Below are 17535 nucleotides of genomic sequence, written 5' to 3'. Positions count from 1 at the left end.
ATAAAAGCTTTCATCGTACTGAAAGCGGGTAAAAGTATAGCGCCCGTTTGCACCTTGTATTTAAGTCAAAGCTATCCAAGAGATTTTAAATTATTCCCTTCATGGGAAGAATCATATCATAGCTTCAACTTTAAAATAAGGACACCAATAAGAAAGACTATAGCATTTTGTTTTGCATGAAAGTTCTCTTTTATTAAGGATATGCGATAAACAAAAGCATGAGAAAATATGAAGTTTTCATTACTTAAGAAGCAACATGTTTATCCAATTGACGACGCTTAAAACGAATCGAAGAATACAATGCCATTCCAATAATACAGACTCCCACAAGTCCTGTTAATACTTCAGGAACTGGTATAATCGTTTGCAGATACATAATCACGGCAAGAACTAAAATTGCATAAAAAGCACCATGCTCCAAATAACGATAATGCAACAATGTCCCTGACTCGACCAACATAATTGTCATAGAACGAACATAAAATGCACCGATACCAAGACCAATTGCGATAATAAAAAGGTTGTGTGAAAAAGCAAAAGCTCCAACCACACCATCGAAAGAAAAACTCGCATCAAGAACTTCTAAATAAAGGAACGCCCCTAGTCCCCCTTGAGCCACGCTCGTCAAAGTCTTTTTAGGAGCATCTAAGAGATGACCGACAACTTCAACACCTATAAAAGTCAAAAGCCCATAAAGGGCTGCTAATAAAAAAGTGACTTTATCTTCCGCAACAATCTGCCCTGACACGAATAAGATCAAAATCAAAACAATTGCAATATCAATCCCAACAAGCGCCCCAAACTTTTGAGCAGGTCTCTCTATAACATTAAGCCAATGCACCTCTTTTTCAGAATCAAAAAAATATTTTAAGCCAACCATCATAAGGAAAGTTCCTCCAAAAGCGGCAATTCCCATATGCGCATCGGTTAAGACTTCAGCATATAGATGTGGTTCCCCTATCGCTAATTTAACTGCCGCAATTGGATTAATTCCAACAGCAACGACAACCACCAACAAAGGAAAAACAATCCGCATCCCAAATACAGCAATCAAAATACCCCATATAAGAAAACGACGACGCCATAACGGATTCATTCTACTAAGAACACGTGCATTGATAATAGAATTATCAAAAGATAAAGAAATTTCCAAAACCCCTAAAACACAGCAAATAAAAAAATATTTAAGAAAACCAGTAATGCTTCCCGTTTCAAACCAACCAATAGCCCCTCCTAAAAAGACACCAATAATCGTGAAAAAAAAAGCAAAACCAAAATAGCGTAACAGGGCCATGATCATTCCTCAAAGTTTATTTTCTAATTCATCTACAGCAGACAAATAGTGCAAATCAAAAGCTTGTATCTCTTTAAAGTTGCATCTCTTAATGCAGAGGTGTATAGAATATATATGGTAAAGTTACATGAAAATTTTCTCAAAAAAAGCAAGAGACAAATGCAGTAAACAAAGAATTTTGTTTTGAGATGAATATTAATCGTCAATTACAATAAGTGAAAGATTGTTTTCTATCCATTAAAATAAAAAAATAAAGAAAAATTAAAACGATGAATATTGACATTATGTCATAGAATATTAATACATAGTGTGCTTTTATTATTTAATGATTTATACCATGATGATTTACCGAGGGAGATAATTCGTGGCACGTCCTGAAACTGAATCAAAAACCATATTTGGAAAACGTTTACGTTATGTACGTCTTGCTTTAGGCGATCCATCGCGTGAAACTTTAGCTAAAAGTTTTAGCATGACAAAAAATTCCATTGCTTTTTATGAGCGTGGAGAGAGAGAACCCAATCTTAGTGTCTTACAAACATACCGCACGTTATATGGTGTCAACATTAATTGGCTTTTAACCGGACAAGGAAAAATGTTTGACGCCGAATATACAAAAGGTGATTTTGACTGGAATTATTTTATTAAAAAAATTGAGGGGCTAGAAGAAACACTTGCCAATAGTGATCGTAATGAAAAACTAAATCAAGAAAAAATTGACAGCTCTTATGAAAAATTGCAGCAATATTTGTCAAGACAAGGTTTATCAAATGGCCTTAACCCTAAAACTGCAACTTCTCTGATCGATATGAAAGCCAAAATGGCTAATTCTTATACCCTTAGCTTATTCATTGATTTACTCATTCGAAGCGTATCCCAAAAAGAAGTTATAGCTAGTCAATAAACGTCTATTTCAAAAGAGAAAACAAGAAATAATTAAGAGCCACCAGTATGGAGAAAAGTATTTTTCCTTTATCCATGCTGGTGGAAGTTTGTGTGCTCTATAAAAGTTATACTATAAAAGAAAAATATTTTTATTGTAAATAAACGTATAGTGTCATTAAATTAAAAAAAATAATTTTATAGTATAAAATTCTCATTCATATCTTATTGACAAGAAATTTTTTCTTGTTAAAAGGATAATAGCTCTCATAGAAATTATTTTTTAAGGTCAGAAAATTTAAGGGGAATATATTGACGACTTCCTATAGAGACATACATTAGTATTCGTAAATGGGTTAGTTGAGTATTTATCCTGAAAATTATCAGCTATTTTATGAGGTGAGAAACATGTATTTTGAGGTGTTTCAAGGAGTTCACAATCAATGGTACTGGCGTTTAATCTCAGGAGATGCACAAAAAATTGCTTTTTCTAGTAAAGGGTATCCAACAAAACAAGATATCCTCATGAATATTGAACAAATCAAAGAAATTACCCATAAAGCTCTTATTAAAGAACTCCAGTCTTAACATTCTTCACCATTAAGATAAGAGTTCAGTTTGTATAATGGGATTTTGGGCTATGTTTTTGTAATGAATAAAAGTGACTGATTTTTTCTCAGTGAAAGAAATTTTTTTGTGTTACTTTTAATACGTGTAAGTGAAAGTTAAATTTTCGCAGGGTGTATGTTTATTTTCAAATATAATTGAGTTTTGATAGCATTTATCAAGCAGTAAATCCCTCAAGTCCTGTATTTTTCATAAAACAAACACCTATGAAGAGAAAACAAAGCATAATTTAGGAATGTAATTGCTTTTTCAGATATCAATATCTTTTACGTTCATCTTCCTATTCTGTATCGGATAATCATAACTGACTTATCGCCTTCGCCTTCATAAAAAACAAATATTTCTTTCTATTATCATGAAATTTTTTACGCCTATTCCTTGAAACTATCGCAGCATTATACCTAAAATCTAAAAGGAACGCGCAAAATTGTTTTCTACAATAATATAAATCACCATAACAATTGCTGGATCGTATAGATACCCTTTACTAATACCCCTAAGCTATAAACTGAGGCATCACCATAAACTTTTATTTTGACCGCCAACGACTAGCTTTCTATCAACTGTAACGATTTTATAAACTATAGAACAGAGTAAACTCGAATATTCTCTTCCTATACAATCTCTCCACGAACACTTATAATAGACTTCATGAAAGTCATGTCTCTCTCATTATTTCCAATCTTTCTAACACATCTCCAAATCTTTTAATGCATAAATTCGATACAAAATATGAATACAATCACTCTTTATCACCTTCAGATTTAAGCACTTTTTGATATTTCTTTTCGTTTTCTTCATATTGCTTAATTCGTTTTTTCAGTTTTTCAATTGCTTGATCGCGTCTTTTAATCACCATATTTTGCTCTCTAAGAACTCTATCTCGTTCTTCAGTCATCTTCATAGAATCCCTTAAAAACTCATGCTTTATCCTTCTGGATTCCTCTTTTAGAGCTTTAATTTGACTGCGATAATATAAAGCAAACCGAAATATAAACCCGCTGAACAACAAAACAACGATCATTGCTCCCAATAAAATTTCGTTTATACTCATTTTGATCTCCTCTCATTGCCGCTCAAGTGATCATCTTAAGCAATTTATTTTGTTTCATTCTCTATCAAAAAAGAAGGCAATAAACTCCATATTCCAAGTGCGAATAATCACCCTCGGCATTCGTATTTTCTCCATTAAAACATTGATAAATGACGCAAAAAACACCCTGAAAGCGGCTAAATCCACACGCCCACACCAATTATTTGCGACATATTTATTGATCCAAAATATAAAAAATAAGGGACTTCCAACAAAACGAACAACGTGATAAAATCAATACACGCCTTCCCCGAAACATTCCCATTTTCCTCTTTTACGCCATATGGAATATGGCTGTATGTGGAATTTTTTTCATTATTACAAAGATCTTCAGCGTCACAAAGCACAGCTTTTCTGTAAAGTTTTACCTTCCCACAAATCTTTACATCACCGCAAACCAAAACATTATTATAAACACGAGCCTTTCTATAATCAAAAGTATTACGACAAACTTCAATATATTGAGCATTCAAAATTTGACCCAAAACGACTACATTAGTGTAAACATATGCCTCTCCACTCATATTCAAATGACAATAAAGTCCTCCCCTCTCATAAACATGCAAATTCTTGTCCCCCCTAGACGACCATATATTAGCGCATTGCCATAAACAAAAATATCCTCAAAAACACAGACTTTATTATAAACCGTCGTGTCATCAAAAGCACACCCATCCTCATAGAAGCATTGGTCGCGGATATCCCATTCCAGCAAACAACCACCTTCATGCTTCAAATTATTTTTGTGTTCTATAAAAACACCAAAATCATTTTTTTTGATATTTCTAAAGTTTTTTAACGTACACATACGACATACCATCTGATAGTGACCTAATTTATTACAATAAAAAAGAAATGAGCATTTTAAACTTATGAATTTATGTTTTTTTCTACAACCACAATCTTGTCTCTTGAGACTGTAAAGCTTCGTTATATGCTCCCATACCGACTTAACGCAGAATTTTTTACAAATGCTGATGTTGGGGTATATCTTGATTTATAATGCTGCTACGTATACTATCACAGCGAAATCTCATGAACACACGCGTGCGTATCACTGTTTCTGGTAGACGCAGTGATTTCTCTACAACCGTGAAACTAAGGAACCATTTTTATTGATTCGAATCTAAAAGTGTATGGGGACATTTTGTTATTAGTTAAAAACAACTCTATATGCTTCATTAGCGAAGAGCTACGCATGGATATTTTCACGCTCCTTGTATCATATATTCTGGATTCGCGATGCAATATTAACGCTATAGCGTAAATGTGTAAAGGTCTAAAAATGACAAAGACTGAAAAAGATTGGTTCCAACGCTTAATTGAATTAATAAAGAGTGACGGACGAACGATGATCGAAATAAGCAGAGCAGCAGGCTGTGGACAAAACTATGTCCAACAAATGATAAAAGGAGGAAAGAGACCTTCAGTCGATAAACTTATGGCTATTCTAAATACACTCGGAAATGCTAGCGCCATATATGTCATAACCGGCTTCAATATCTCCGATGAAGACTTAAAACTTATAGCTTTGATTTCGTCTGGAGATAAAAAGAAGATTGAAGCTTTAAATGTTCTGTTGAATGAGGAGCAGTTGTAGAATTTTCTACTCTATCCAATATCGCTTGCTTTTGAGACGTCGATAAAGACTCCCATTTCACAATAATATCCGATAAAGCCGCCTCAAATTTTTCATCATTCTTCATAGTCATACTCCATATTGTCAAACTATATAACGCTAAAGCGTTTAAACATATCTCATACCTTAGAAAAAAATATTTGCAATAGGCAGTATGGAAGCAATTGTGTACAAACTTATTTTATGAAATCAGATAAAATTCTATGAGTTATGTACCATGATGAAACAGAAAGCATCGCTCGATCCAGACCTTCTTATGAAAATTGGTATGATCTATCAACAACGCGAATAATGTTACGCAAATCTTGTGATTCGGGCCAATAACAAATTAGTGTGAAAATATCTCTGAAGATACTCCTGAACTCTTTATAAGAGAACACGAAAAAGCTTATTTCAAAAGAAATAATATATCACAATTTTATTCTACATAGCACCATCTATGTTTTTTAAACAATATTGCAAAGCAAGGATATAACAATGTTATAGGAATAAGTTCTTATAAACAGCCGCGTCCCCTAAAACCCTGTAATGCATTTACAAGGCAACCTCCCCTCTAAAAACACTTTTTAAATACTGATTCGTTATCATGAATAAAAATGGCGATGTTTAAAAAAATAAAATAAATCATCACTCATGATCTCCGTACGTAAATTGTATGTAGATTTACAACAAGGAAAAAATTTTCTCACGTAAATGAAAAATGATTATCTTCGAAGAAGAAGAGTACTTTTCCAACAAGAAATCACTTCCCCTGCCAATTATTTTGCAGAAAAGAGAAAACTCTTTTCACAATCAATAGGAAAAAATTTTAGCAATACCAAAAAAGAGCAAGTTTTACCGAAATACTGCCAATGCTTTATGAGCGTAAAATCAAAAAAAGACCTTGTGACTTCAATAACAATTTGAATGACATAAGAAATATAATTTGAGCATTAGGTAGAAAACGCACAATGGTAAAGAGGTACCATTTTAATGAACTTTCCAATATTGCAGAAAATATTCTTACAGAATAATAAAACACCTATCACAGTAAAATTTGGATAACATAAGGCACCACCCACAATCCCTCAATTGGGATCTCAAAGGACGATTGATCAAATTCTTTTTAGAAAACACTCCACCGCCCCTATAAACAATACGTTTCAAAAATCAGAAAAAACTTTTTTCATGAAAAAAATATCAACAAATATTACTATGATTACGCCCATAACTCCTATGAAGGTCTATAGATCATATCCTTTCATATACAATATTTTATCATGATGATGTTATTCGAACATCTCAAAATCGTAAAGATCATTCAAAGAAAGCGGGTTCACACTCACCATTTTTCGGGATGTTTGTTATAAACGCGCACAACGTTTAGCATTGATTCTATTGAGGGCAGTCCATTTGGCAGAACAAGCACAAATAAACTCATCTCATGAAAATATTAAGCCCTTGTTATGAAGAACATCACACAGAAAAAATAAAAAACAACGTATGAATTAAAAACGTAAACAGAAACACATATCAAATTAATCCAGATGCTCTAATGTTGCAAATGAAAGCATTTCTTTGATGAGACTAAAAAGTATATCATCACTTTATATATTAAAATGACTGATAGAAAAACACTGCAAAAAAATGACAAAAGAATTTAGAACAAACGGAGAAATAAGCCAAAAGAACGAAGGATGTAGAATCCCCAAACTTTTACTAAACTAATCATTTTCCTATTGGACAATTCCCTATTGGTGGGCCCGGAGGGACTCGAACCCCCAACCAAGCGGTTATGAGCCGCTGGCTCTAACCAATTGAGCTACAGGCCCCACACAGGTGGTCTCTCTCTAAACTAAAATGCTCTATGATACAAGAGCTGACTTAGATTATAACCCATCTTTTTCTCTTTTCTATTGGTTTTTTTTCTAATGCCCTAATTTCTTTACAAGAACTCTCAAAAATGAGAGAGTAATAATGACAAATGAAAAGGAATAGATATGATAGAAAAGAAAATTCAACCACTGAAGAGTTTTTTGGTTAAAATAGCTCTATTAACATTCACACTCTTAGCCGCTTCATTGACTGTCGTACATGCTTATGCTGAAGAAAATAAAAGAGATGCAACGATTACAGTGACTGCAATCGGAGAAAGTCCAGCTGCACCGGATATGGCAATTATTAATCTTGCCGTTATTACGGATGACAAAACGGCTCAAAAAGCATTAGCTTCCAATAATAAATCTATGAATGATATTATAAATGCCTTTAAAAATAATGGCATCCACGCAAATGATTTACAAACATCAGGTTTATCTATTTATCAGTCGTCCCACGAAAAAAAGAATAATGAAAAACTCTATCACGTTTCAAATTCTTTAACTGTACGCATTCGTGATCTTAGCAATGCTGGTAAAATCTTTGATCAAGCCATGGCACTGGGAATTAATTCAGTGAATGGTATTACTTTTACCAACGCAGATACAAAGCCATTTTATCAAGAAGCACGTAAAAAAGCCATTACTGAAGCCATTGAAAAAGCGCAAACAATAGCACAAGCTGCCGACTTAAAATTAGGAAAAATTATTGAAATCAATGAAAAAGATGATTACTACCGCCCAACACCGCGTCTCATGAGTAGAGCAGCAGATGCAAGCTACGCAGATACAAATTTTGCAGGGGGTGAATTAAATTATAATGTGAGTGTCACTGTCGTCTTTGCGATCGATTAAAACACCAACCATTGTATAAAATACTCATATCACTGGCCTTCACATAGAAGACCAGTAATATGAGTGAGATAATCTTCTTCAGATGATAATTCGTCTTCGTAGATCTCTATATATCCACGAGCAGAAATATATGCTTTATGCACCGTTTGACAATCTCCTGATACCAATGGATGCCACCATGGGAGATCTTTTCCTTCATAAATTAATTTATAAGCGCAACTTTCTGGAAGCCAACGCACCGTTTTAACGGTTGTAATGTCTAACGATATACAATCTGGTACAATTGATTTACGATGACCATAGTCTCGACACTGGCAAGTTTCCCCATCTAAAAGACGACAAGCAATACTGGTTGCATAAAGATCACCCGTATCATCATCCTCAACTTTGTGGAGACAACAACGACCACAGCCATCACAAAGACTCTCCCACTCAGCGAAGGAAAATTCTTCTAATTTTTTTACTTTCCAAAAAGGAAGTTCTCCACTCATAAACTCAGGCACACCTTTTTTAATGAAGACGATCGATAAAAAAGAAAAAAGAAAAAATTTCTATAAATTCATCTATTTCTGTCTCTTAAAAAGATTCAACTCAATGCGTATTTCATACAATTTTCTTAAAATCTATCTGAAGAAAAAGCGAATATTCAAAAAATAGCGCATATAAATGAACATAATCTATTGAAAAATTCCTTTGTCAATCGACAAAGAATAAAATGCGTCACCTAAAATGATAAAATAATTCTGCAAAGAATAACCTTTCTCATCAAAAAGACAGTACGCTGCACTATAAGTTTATTCTTGAGATATCCCATCTCTTAAAAAAAAACGACTCTAGGCAAAATAATATTTTATCGTTCATTTCTTGAAAGCCCCTCCTTTACTCTCTACTCCATAACTACCCTTTGCCCTATATCTGTTCTTTTGAGACCGAGAGAAGTACAAAGCGCCAAAGCTACGAAAAACGTTAAATATCGCAAACTTTCTAGATTATTCAAAGTCTTCCCATTTTTTTCTTAAAAAAAGCATCCAAGTATACAAGCCCCCCTCCATGAAGAAGAAAGAGGGAACAATTAAAATGCGCCAATTCTTTTATTTAAGAATCGAGAAAACTGCGCAATTTTCGTGAGCGGCTAGGATGCTTCAATTTACGAAGTGCCTTTGCTTCAATCTGACGAATACGTTCTCTTGTAACTGAGAACTGTTGTCCTACTTCTTCCAAAGTGTGATCTGTATTCATCCCTATCCCGAAACGCATCCGCAAAACACGTTCTTCCCGTGGTGTTAATGAAGCAAGAACACGTGTTGTTGTATCACGCAGATTAGCCTGGATAGCAGCATCAATAGGTAATAATGCATTCCTATCCTCAATAAAATCACCCAAATGGGAATCATCTTCATCACCAACAGGCGTCTCGAGTGAAATAGGCTCTTTTGCAATTTTAAGAACCTTTCTCACTTTTTCTAACGGCATAGAAAGCTTGCTAGATAATTCTTCTGGTGTTGGCTCTCGTCCAATTTCATGGAGAATCTGACGTGAGGTACGAACGATTTTGTTAATTGTTTCAATCATATGAACAGGAATACGAATAGTGCGTGCCTGATCCGCAATTGAACGCGTAATGGCCTGACGAATCCACCATGTTGCATAAGTTGAAAACTTGTAGCCGCGTCGATATTCAAACTTATCCACAGCCTTCATCAAACCGATATTGCCCTCTTGAATAAGATCAAGAAACTGCAAACCACGATTAGTGTATTTTTTTGCAATTGAAATGACAAGACGTAAATTAGATTCGACCATCTCCTTTTTCGCAATGGTTGATTCACGTTCACCTTTCTGCACCTGCATAACAATCCGACGAAATTCACCAATCGAAATAGCCGTTTCTTGCGCAAGATTTTGTATTTCACTCCGCAATTTTTGAATTTCTTTTGCTTCACGCATTGAAAATTCTTTCCAACCCGGCGCAGGCAAAGTGGCAATATAATTCATCCAATCTGCATCCAACTCACGTCCTTGGTATTCTCTTAAAAAATCCTCATGGCCAATGCCATAACTGTTAGCGATTCGTTTCAGCTTACCTTCATTATGAATCAATCTCTTATTGATGTCATAAAGCTGTTCAACCAAAGCTTCGATACGATTTTGGTTCAAAGAGAGAGATTTCACTGCTTGAATTAACTCACCCTTTAATTGAATATATTTTTTCTTTTGAGAAGCTGTAAGAGCCCCCTCTTTACGCTCTGCCAAACTGCTTTCAACATGCTGATCTTGTAATTTGCGTAATTTTACATAGGTTTGAGCAATAAAATCCAATGTTTCCATAACTTGAGGACAAAGCTCATTTTCCATTGCTGCAAGGGATAAATTAACATCATCATCGTCTTCTTCATCATCTTCTTCAATGCTTCTTTCTGCTACATTTTCCCCCATATTACGTATACCAGAAGACATCTTTTCTTCTTTTATCTTATCAACTTCACTTCGCTCAATCACAGGAGCCTGCTTTGCTTCTGGACCCGCATAAGTTGTTTCAAGATCAATAATTTCACGAAGAAGAATACGCTGTTCTTTTAACTCATCACGCCAAATAATCAGAGCCTGAAAAGTCAAAGGACTCTCACAAAGTCCCGCAATCATTGTCTCACGCCCTGCTTCAATACGCTTAGCAATGGCAATTTCGCCTTCCCGTGAAAGAAGCTCAACAGCTCCCATCTCACGTAAATACATACGCACCGGATCATCCGTACGATCTGTTACTTCGCGCTTATTCGTTGTCGTTGCAAGTGCGTGGCTAGAGGCCTCTACTAAGTCACCCCCTTCTACCGTAACTTCGTCTTCATAATTTTCAGACTCAACTTCATCCTCATCATCGACAACATTAACCCCCATCTCAGAGAACATCGCCAAGATATCTTCAATTTGTTCAGATGTAACCTCATCAGAAGGAAGAACGGCATTGAGTTCATCCATCGTTACGTAACCATTTTTTTTGGCAAGTTTAATCATTTTCTTGATGGCATCATCAGAAAAATCAAGAAGAGGACTATCCAAACTCGCTTGGCTTGTTACTTCCGCATTATCTTTCTGTTTAACCTTTGTTGCCATACCATAACTCCACTCGATCACTTCATAGTTTCCATGTGACCAGCTTTTTTGTTCTCACTTATAATCAACCAATAGTTTCTCCTATATACTTCCTTTTAAGAGATTACTATTGGAAAGAATACATTTCGTATACGCCCTGATATCCAGATAAACCTGACATCCAGACAAAAACGCGGGAAAACTCCAGAAGTTTCCCCGACACCTCTCAGCCCTTCTGAGATAATCTCTGCACCCTATCGTAAGAACCAATTTCCCGCTTTTCCTAAAATTTATTCTAAAATTTAATTGTCATCTTTATAAAAATGTCACTCTACATAAACTTCCTCATCTAAAATTTAAGTGACTGATTCGCATTAAAAAAGCGAATCATTTTATCGTATCTTGTGTATTCCCGTCTATTTTTTCATCCAACCAACTTCCAAACCCTTCAATTAATGCTTCTGTTGCCTGCATCTGCTCCAGCTCATTTTTTATCTCCCGAAGGAGATCAAAAACCTCACTCTTAGGATTTTCTACAAGTTGCTCTTCAATATCCTGTAACCTCTTATGTAGGTGGTGTTCCTGAAGATGCAAGTAGACAGCTTGTTTTAATATAGCTCGTGCATCTTCGATAGAAGCTCCCCCAAAGATAATACGCATACCAATATTTTGCACAAGCTGTTTCATACGCTCTAATAGAGCCTTTTGCCCTCTTTTTTCTAAGAACGCAACCATTGTCTCTTTATCATGGAGCGTCTGCTCTCCAAGAATTTCCAACATCGTTTGGTGAAAACAGATCAATTGTGTATTTTTTAATTCTAATTCAGAGAGAATCTCAAAATTTTCATGCCATAACTCAGGATAGTAAGCTAAAGTGAGTAAAATCACAGCTTCACGTAAAGGAATAGCTTGCGAAGAATTTCGTACTATTTCAGAATTTGCTAACAGAGAAAAGGATTGATCTTTAAAGAATCTATTGGGTGAAGTCTGTTCATATCGCCCTCCCCCTTTCTTTTTTGAAAAAGAGGGACGAAAAAAATCAAAAAGGCGTTTTTTTACATCTTGCAAATAATAACGACGGACATCTTCATCCTTAATTGTAAAAATTTGTTGTTTGAGTTGTTTTTCGAGTGTCGCTCGTGTCTCTGGAGTTTCAAAATTCTTTCCATAGGTAGCACGCCACCATAAAAGCTCAATCAAAGGAATTGCTTTTTGCAAAAAAGAAGAAAAAAGCTGTGCACCACCAGCACAAACAATTTCATCAGGATCTTTTCCTTGTGGCAACAAAACAAAGCGGACACAAACCCCAACCTTTAAAAGAGGCAATACCCGATCAGCAACGCGAAAAGCAGCCTTTAAACCAGCATCATCACCATCAAAACACAAAATGGGCTCTTTGCCTATCTGCCATAAAAGCTCAATTTGTGCTTCCGTTAATGCTGTCCCTAAGGGCGCGACAACACCCTCAAAACCGACTTTAGTCAATGCAATGACATCCATATACCCCTCGACAACAAGAAGTGAATGAATTTTTTCATCGCCAACAAAGCGACTATTTTTGCGAGCCGCTGCCGCATTATACAGTATATTTCCTTTATGAAATAGAACTGTTTCAGGACTGTTGAGATATTTTGCTCGTGTCTCTTTCTCTAATGCACGCCCTCCGAAAGCCACCACACGTCCGCGCAAATCTTCGATAGGAAACATAATGCGATTTCTAAATCGGTCATAAGAATCCGTGCTCTCCTCATGCACCGTGAGAAGTCCACATTCTTCCATTTGCTTTATTGAAATACCCCGTGCACTTAAAGCCTCTTTCAAAGCTGTACGCCTCACCGGTGCAAAACCAATTCGAAAACGCTCTATAAGCTTTTGCGTAACACCACGTGCATCCAGATAACGACAAGCCTGCGCACCTCCTTTCTCGCGTAAATGATATTGAAAAAAGTCTGTAGCAATTTTCATCACATCATAAAGGTCCGCTTTTTCCATTTGACGTTGATGACTTTGTGGATCCCAAACGGGAAGTTTCATTCCCGCAAAATCAGCCAAACGCTCAACACTTTCTGAAAAGTTCAATCCATCAAGCTCGCACAGGAAGGTAAAAATATCTCCGCTTACACCACAACCAAAACAATAATAACGCCCTTTATGATCATCACAATGAAAACTAGGCGTTTTCTCACCATGAAATGGACAACAACACCAAAAATCTCCCCGTGAAGGCTTACTTTTTCGCGTGTCAAAGTCCACCCGTTGACCAATCACTGTTGAAATTGGAAGTCTGCTACGCAGTTCATTAAGGAAATCAGGCGGAAAACGCATTATCTCTCACAGAGTTTTAAAATTCTTTTTTGCATATTTAACGACTTTAGAGCATAATTCCAAGACTTCCTCTTAATCAGTTGTAAAATTTTAATCTCTCAACTGCCTATAATTTTAAAAATGGAGAGTAAAAAAGTGATCGAATTTATTGTTCAATATCCGTGGTTAGAAGCTATTTCTTGGCTTATTATTCTTACTATAGTGGCCCTTTTAATCAACTTTGTAGGACGAAAATTACTCATTCACGGAGCAAAAAAGCTCTCTTCTTTCCTCCCCAAGAATACAACGACTGATATTAAAAATGCTATTCAATACCTAGCGAATATTATTTCAGCTTTTATTCTTTCAGTCGGTGTTAATTTCATACCAACATTACCCGATGCATTCAGCACTGTCATCGATAATGTTGCCAACGCTTTCATTATCTTTTTTGTTGTTCTAACAATTTCTGCCAGTCTCAATATCATTAACATCCTTTACGAACAACGACCAACAGCACGACTAAAACCAATAAAAGGTTATATTCAAATTGCTAAAATTGCACTTTTTGCGATTGCGGCAGTTTTAATGGTCGCCACATTAATTGACCGCTCTCCTCTTATTCTCTTCTCCGGTCTTGGTGCAATGGCCGCGGTTCTCATGTTAATTTTTCAAGATACACTTCTTTCTCTCGTTGCCGGCATTCAAATTTCATCCACCGATATGGTTCGTGTTGGCGATTGGATTGAAATTCCCAATCTCGGTGCTGATGGTGATGTTATTGAAATTGCCCTTCATACTGTTAAAGTTCAAAATTTTGACAACACCATCACTTCAGTTCCTATCCGTAAGCTTGTAACCGACCCTTTTAAAAATTGGCGTGGAATGCAAGAATCAGGTGGCAGACGCATCAAACGTTCCCTTTTTATTGATCAATCCAGTATCCATTTTCTCACAGAAGAAGAACAAAAATATCTTTCCCGATTTAATTTATTAGAAGATTATTTTACGCAAAAAATAGCAGAAATTAATCAATGGAATGCTCAATTAGATAAAAACCATGATGTTTTAGCCAATACGCGTCGTTTAACCAATATTGGAACTTTTCGTGCTTATGTTTTTGCTTATCTACAACAGCATCTCAACATCAACCCCAATATGACCTTTATGGCCCGACAACTACCCCCTACAGAAAATGGTTTACCCTTGGAAATCTATTGCTTTACAAACACCACCGTTTGGCTAGACTATGAACAAATTCAAGGTGATATTTTTGACCACCTTTACTCCATTCTTCCCTTTTTTGGTCTAAAGGTTTTTCAAAATCCAAGCGGTTATGATTTTAATCAAGTATTAAAAGCAAAAGCAAAGTAAAAACAATCAACTTTAATTGATCAATTTTGAGTTAACCCTATTCATAAACAAAAGAGAAAGAAAAAGTATCATGAATGGCTCATTGGTGCTCCTCCATCTTGCTGGCGCTGTTTCTTTACTTCTCTGGGCCACACGCATGGTACGCACAGGAATTGAACGCGCCTATGGTGACAGGCTTAAATATAACATGCGTCACGTCATTTCAAAACCATTGTTTGCTGTAAGTTTTGGGCTTTTTACAGCGATGATTTTACAGAGTTCTACAGCCATAACACTCCTTGTTGGTTCTTTCGTTGAATCTGGTTTTGTCTCTGGAGTAGCGGGACTTATGGCTGTACGTGGAGGAGAATTAGGATCAGCACTCGTTATCAAAATTCTCACCTACGATCTCACACTTATTGTGCCCCTTTGTCTTTTAATAGGCACTTGTATCTTCATGACAACGGAAAAACGTGAGTGGCGCCAAATAGGACGTATTGTCATCGGTATTGGTCTTTTGATTTTGTCTTTACAAATGATAAGTACAGCAACAGAACCTTTACGGGATAGCGAAATTTTACCGAGCATCATTCGTTATCTTTCAACCGATCCTGTTTCAACTTTTTTGTTGGCTGCGGCTTTAACTTACCTCTTACATTCATCCATTGCAGGAATCATTTTGCTGGTTAATTTTGCCAACTATGACCTTATCCATACGCAACTTTGCGTTGTTATGGTTCTTGGTGTCAATTTCGGTTCTTCTCTTATAGCTCCCCTTTTAACACGCAACGCTTCTCCGAACACCCGTCTCGTTCCCTTGGGAAATTTACTCATGCGTGGAGCCGGTTCAATCCTTGTGCTGATCTTATTTCTGGCTTTTCAACCACCCATCACATGGCTTGGCAATAACGCCCCTACGCAAGTGATCAACGCCCATATCGTTTTTAATGTTTTCATTCTCCTAGCTGGAATACCGCTTTCAAAATGGGTTTTAAAATTAACCACTCAAATCGTTCATATGAGTACAAAAAAAACACAAGCTGATAAAACGCTTAATTTATCGGATCAAACAGCCCTTGATGATAGCGTTCTTGAACGCCCAGCTCTAGCGCTCTCGAATGTCATGCGTGAGGTTATTCATATTTGTGATCTTGTCGACATCATGCTAGAAAAAATCATGGGACTTTATGAAAAGCCTGATCCCAATATTATTGCTGAACTCAATCAACTAAATACCATATTGGACAAAAAACATATCGCCATAAAACTTTATCTTGCACGATTAGCGGGACAAAAATTATCAGATGAAGAAGCTCTTCAAACGCAAGAACTTCTAGGCGCCTGTATAAAATTAGACCAAGCAGGCGATATCATTATTCATAATATGCTGATGCTGGTTAAAAAGAAACAACAAAAAAATCTAAAGTTCAGCAGCGAAGGCTGGAATGATCTTCTTCGTTTCCATGCCATTGTACTGGCCAACGCGCATATTGCATTTAATGTTCTCGTCTCCCGTGACACGCACACGGCACATCTATTGGTTCAAAAAAAAGATCAACTACGAAGCTTAGAAAAAGAAATGAGTTTAAAACATTTTAAACGCTTACGTGAAGGAGATCTCAAAAATGTAGAATCATCCAGTCTTCATCTTGATACTGTCCGCGACCTCAAACAAATTAACTCTCTGTTGACCTCAATGATCTACCCTATTTTAGAAGAACAGGGACTTCTTCAAAGTTCGCGCCTACGCAATCCTGCTGAAGAACAGACAGAAAAACCTTAAACTTTTAAAATAAAACAAACAAAAAATACATCACATCAATGATTCAATTTTGAACATTCAAATATCTTGCCTAACATATTGATTTAATAAAAATATTTTTATGACGATTTAAATGAGCTCTCTTCAATAGCGTAAATTTCTTTCATTTTTCATTTATTCATAATGAATTCCTAAAAATCATTTGCTTCCTCTTCTACAAGCTGTTCGGCCATGTAGAATAAAGTTTTTACAGAAAGAAGTCCTCACTATTTCAAAGGAAAAACTGTTAAATATACCAAAAACTATTAGCCATATAAAGCAACATATTAATTTATAATGATTAATTTACTTTTCATATTGAATGAGACACCCGAATATCATAAGATTCTCTCATTTCAAGCATGTTCTATGTTAACAATCCAAACTATATGCTTGCACGGTACAAGTAGGGAATTCTGCGTGGAGTGAAACTACACAAGAAGATATACAAGAAAGGACTTAAAAGGCCTCTTATAAAACGTCTTAAGAACCAAGAACTGTGCAACATTCGGGGCAAGTGTGTGATGGTGCTGGCTTGTTTTTTATGAAGCCTAAAGTGGGATGCTCAATGAATTTACCACCCTTCACGGACGCCATCGTAAAAATGAGGCTTGGGAGCATTAAGAGAGACCTCTATAGGAGATGACTAAAAATATGATAATGTCAACCTAAATTCACCTTGTAAAAAAGCTACCACTTCACAGCAGCAGAAAAATAAAGAAATATCCGATAAAGAATGCG

Annotated in this window: 14 protein-coding genes and 1 tRNA gene; 6 read left to right on the top strand and 9 right to left on the bottom strand. The window is 35.9% G+C overall.

The features are described 5' to 3' along the window. Positions 1-244 precede the first annotated feature (244 nt). A complete protein-coding gene (locus PVV57_RS04775; protein WP_273717861.1) occupies positions 245-1294 on the bottom strand; it encodes a DUF475 domain-containing protein in 1050 nt (349 codons plus the stop codon). A 364-nt stretch (positions 1295-1658) separates the two neighbouring features. Between PVV57_RS04775 and PVV57_RS04770 the strand changes: the two genes are divergently transcribed. Both PVV57_RS04770 and PVV57_RS04765 read left to right on the top strand, forming a co-directional pair. Further along, a complete protein-coding gene (locus PVV57_RS04770; protein WP_273717862.1) occupies positions 1659-2198 on the top strand; it encodes a helix-turn-helix transcriptional regulator in 540 nt (179 codons plus the stop codon). A gap of 386 nt (positions 2199-2584) precedes the next feature. Continuing rightward, positions 2585-2764 (top strand): YegP family protein, encoded by a 180-nt coding sequence (locus PVV57_RS04765; RefSeq protein ID WP_139413477.1) that lies wholly within the window; start codon positions 2585-2587, stop codon positions 2762-2764. A 781-nt stretch (positions 2765-3545) separates the two neighbouring features. Here the strand turns inward: PVV57_RS04765 and PVV57_RS04760 are convergent. From PVV57_RS04760 to PVV57_RS04750, 3 genes are all read right to left on the bottom strand, one after another. Then, positions 3546-3857, bottom strand: a complete 312-nt coding sequence (locus tag PVV57_RS04760; RefSeq protein WP_273717866.1) for a hypothetical protein — start codon at positions 3855-3857, stop codon at positions 3546-3548. A 176-nt stretch (positions 3858-4033) separates the two neighbouring features. Continuing rightward, positions 4034-4369 carry a hypothetical protein gene (locus PVV57_RS04755; RefSeq protein WP_273783559.1) on the bottom strand — a complete coding sequence of 112 codons (336 nt, stop codon included), beginning with the start codon at positions 4367-4369 and terminating at the stop codon, positions 4034-4036. Positions 4370-4422: 53 nt separating this feature from the next. Continuing rightward, positions 4423-4704, bottom strand: coding sequence for a hypothetical protein (locus PVV57_RS04750; protein WP_273717870.1), 282 nt, complete (start codon positions 4702-4704; stop codon positions 4423-4425). Positions 4705-5181: 477 nt separating this feature from the next. Here PVV57_RS04750 and PVV57_RS04745 point away from each other — a divergent pair, with 477 nt between their 5' ends. Continuing rightward, positions 5182-5496 (top strand): helix-turn-helix domain-containing protein, encoded by a 315-nt coding sequence (locus PVV57_RS04745; RefSeq protein WP_212112251.1) that lies wholly within the window; start codon positions 5182-5184, stop codon positions 5494-5496. Here the strand turns inward: PVV57_RS04745 and PVV57_RS04740 are convergent. Together PVV57_RS04740 and PVV57_RS04735 are read right to left on the bottom strand one after the other, a co-directional pair. Then, the gene (locus PVV57_RS04740; protein WP_273717876.1) at positions 5420-5602 is read right to left on the bottom strand and encodes a hypothetical protein; all 183 of its coding nucleotides are present in this window, start codon (positions 5600-5602) and stop codon (positions 5420-5422) included. The genes PVV57_RS04745 and PVV57_RS04740 overlap by 77 nt on opposite strands. Before the next feature lie 1667 nt (positions 5603-7269). Beyond that, a tRNA-Ile gene (locus tag PVV57_RS04735) sits at positions 7270-7346 on the bottom strand. Between the two features lie 168 nt (positions 7347-7514). On the opposite strand from PVV57_RS04735, the gene PVV57_RS04730 reads away from it, so the two are divergent. Then, positions 7515-8246 carry an SIMPL domain-containing protein gene (locus PVV57_RS04730; protein WP_273783557.1) on the top strand — a complete coding sequence of 244 codons (732 nt, stop codon included), beginning with the start codon at positions 7515-7517 and terminating at the stop codon, positions 8244-8246. A 29-nt stretch (positions 8247-8275) separates the two neighbouring features. Here PVV57_RS04730 and PVV57_RS04725 read toward each other — a convergent pair whose 3' ends face one another. From PVV57_RS04725 to dnaG, 3 genes are all read right to left on the bottom strand, one after another. Next, positions 8276-8737, bottom strand: a complete 462-nt coding sequence (locus PVV57_RS04725; protein WP_273717879.1) for a YcgN family cysteine cluster protein — start codon at positions 8735-8737, stop codon at positions 8276-8278. Between the two features lie 604 nt (positions 8738-9341). Further along, positions 9342-11357 carry an RNA polymerase sigma factor RpoD gene (gene rpoD / locus PVV57_RS04720; RefSeq protein WP_273717881.1) on the bottom strand — a complete coding sequence of 672 codons (2016 nt, stop codon included), beginning with the start codon at positions 11355-11357 and terminating at the stop codon, positions 9342-9344. Between the two features lie 366 nt (positions 11358-11723). After that, positions 11724-13661 (bottom strand): DNA primase, encoded by a 1938-nt coding sequence (dnaG, locus tag PVV57_RS04715; protein ID WP_273783556.1) that lies wholly within the window; start codon positions 13659-13661, stop codon positions 11724-11726. A 135-nt stretch (positions 13662-13796) separates the two neighbouring features. Between dnaG and PVV57_RS04710 the strand changes: the two genes are divergently transcribed. Further along, positions 13797-15014, top strand: coding sequence for a mechanosensitive ion channel family protein (locus tag PVV57_RS04710; protein WP_273717883.1), 1218 nt, complete (start codon positions 13797-13799; stop codon positions 15012-15014). Between the two features lie 70 nt (positions 15015-15084). Next, positions 15085-16776: a Na/Pi cotransporter family protein gene (locus tag PVV57_RS04705; protein ID WP_273717885.1), complete on the top strand. Its 1692-nt coding sequence runs from the start codon at positions 15085-15087 to the stop codon at positions 16774-16776. Positions 16777-17535: the final 759 nt, after the last annotated feature.

Source organism: Bartonella sp. AU15XJBT (assembly GCF_028618615.1).
Lineage (GTDB): Bacteria > Pseudomonadota > Alphaproteobacteria > Rhizobiales > Rhizobiaceae > Bartonella.
The sequence above is the reverse complement of the archived record's forward strand: the minus strand, read 5'-3'. Positions and strand labels throughout refer to the sequence as shown.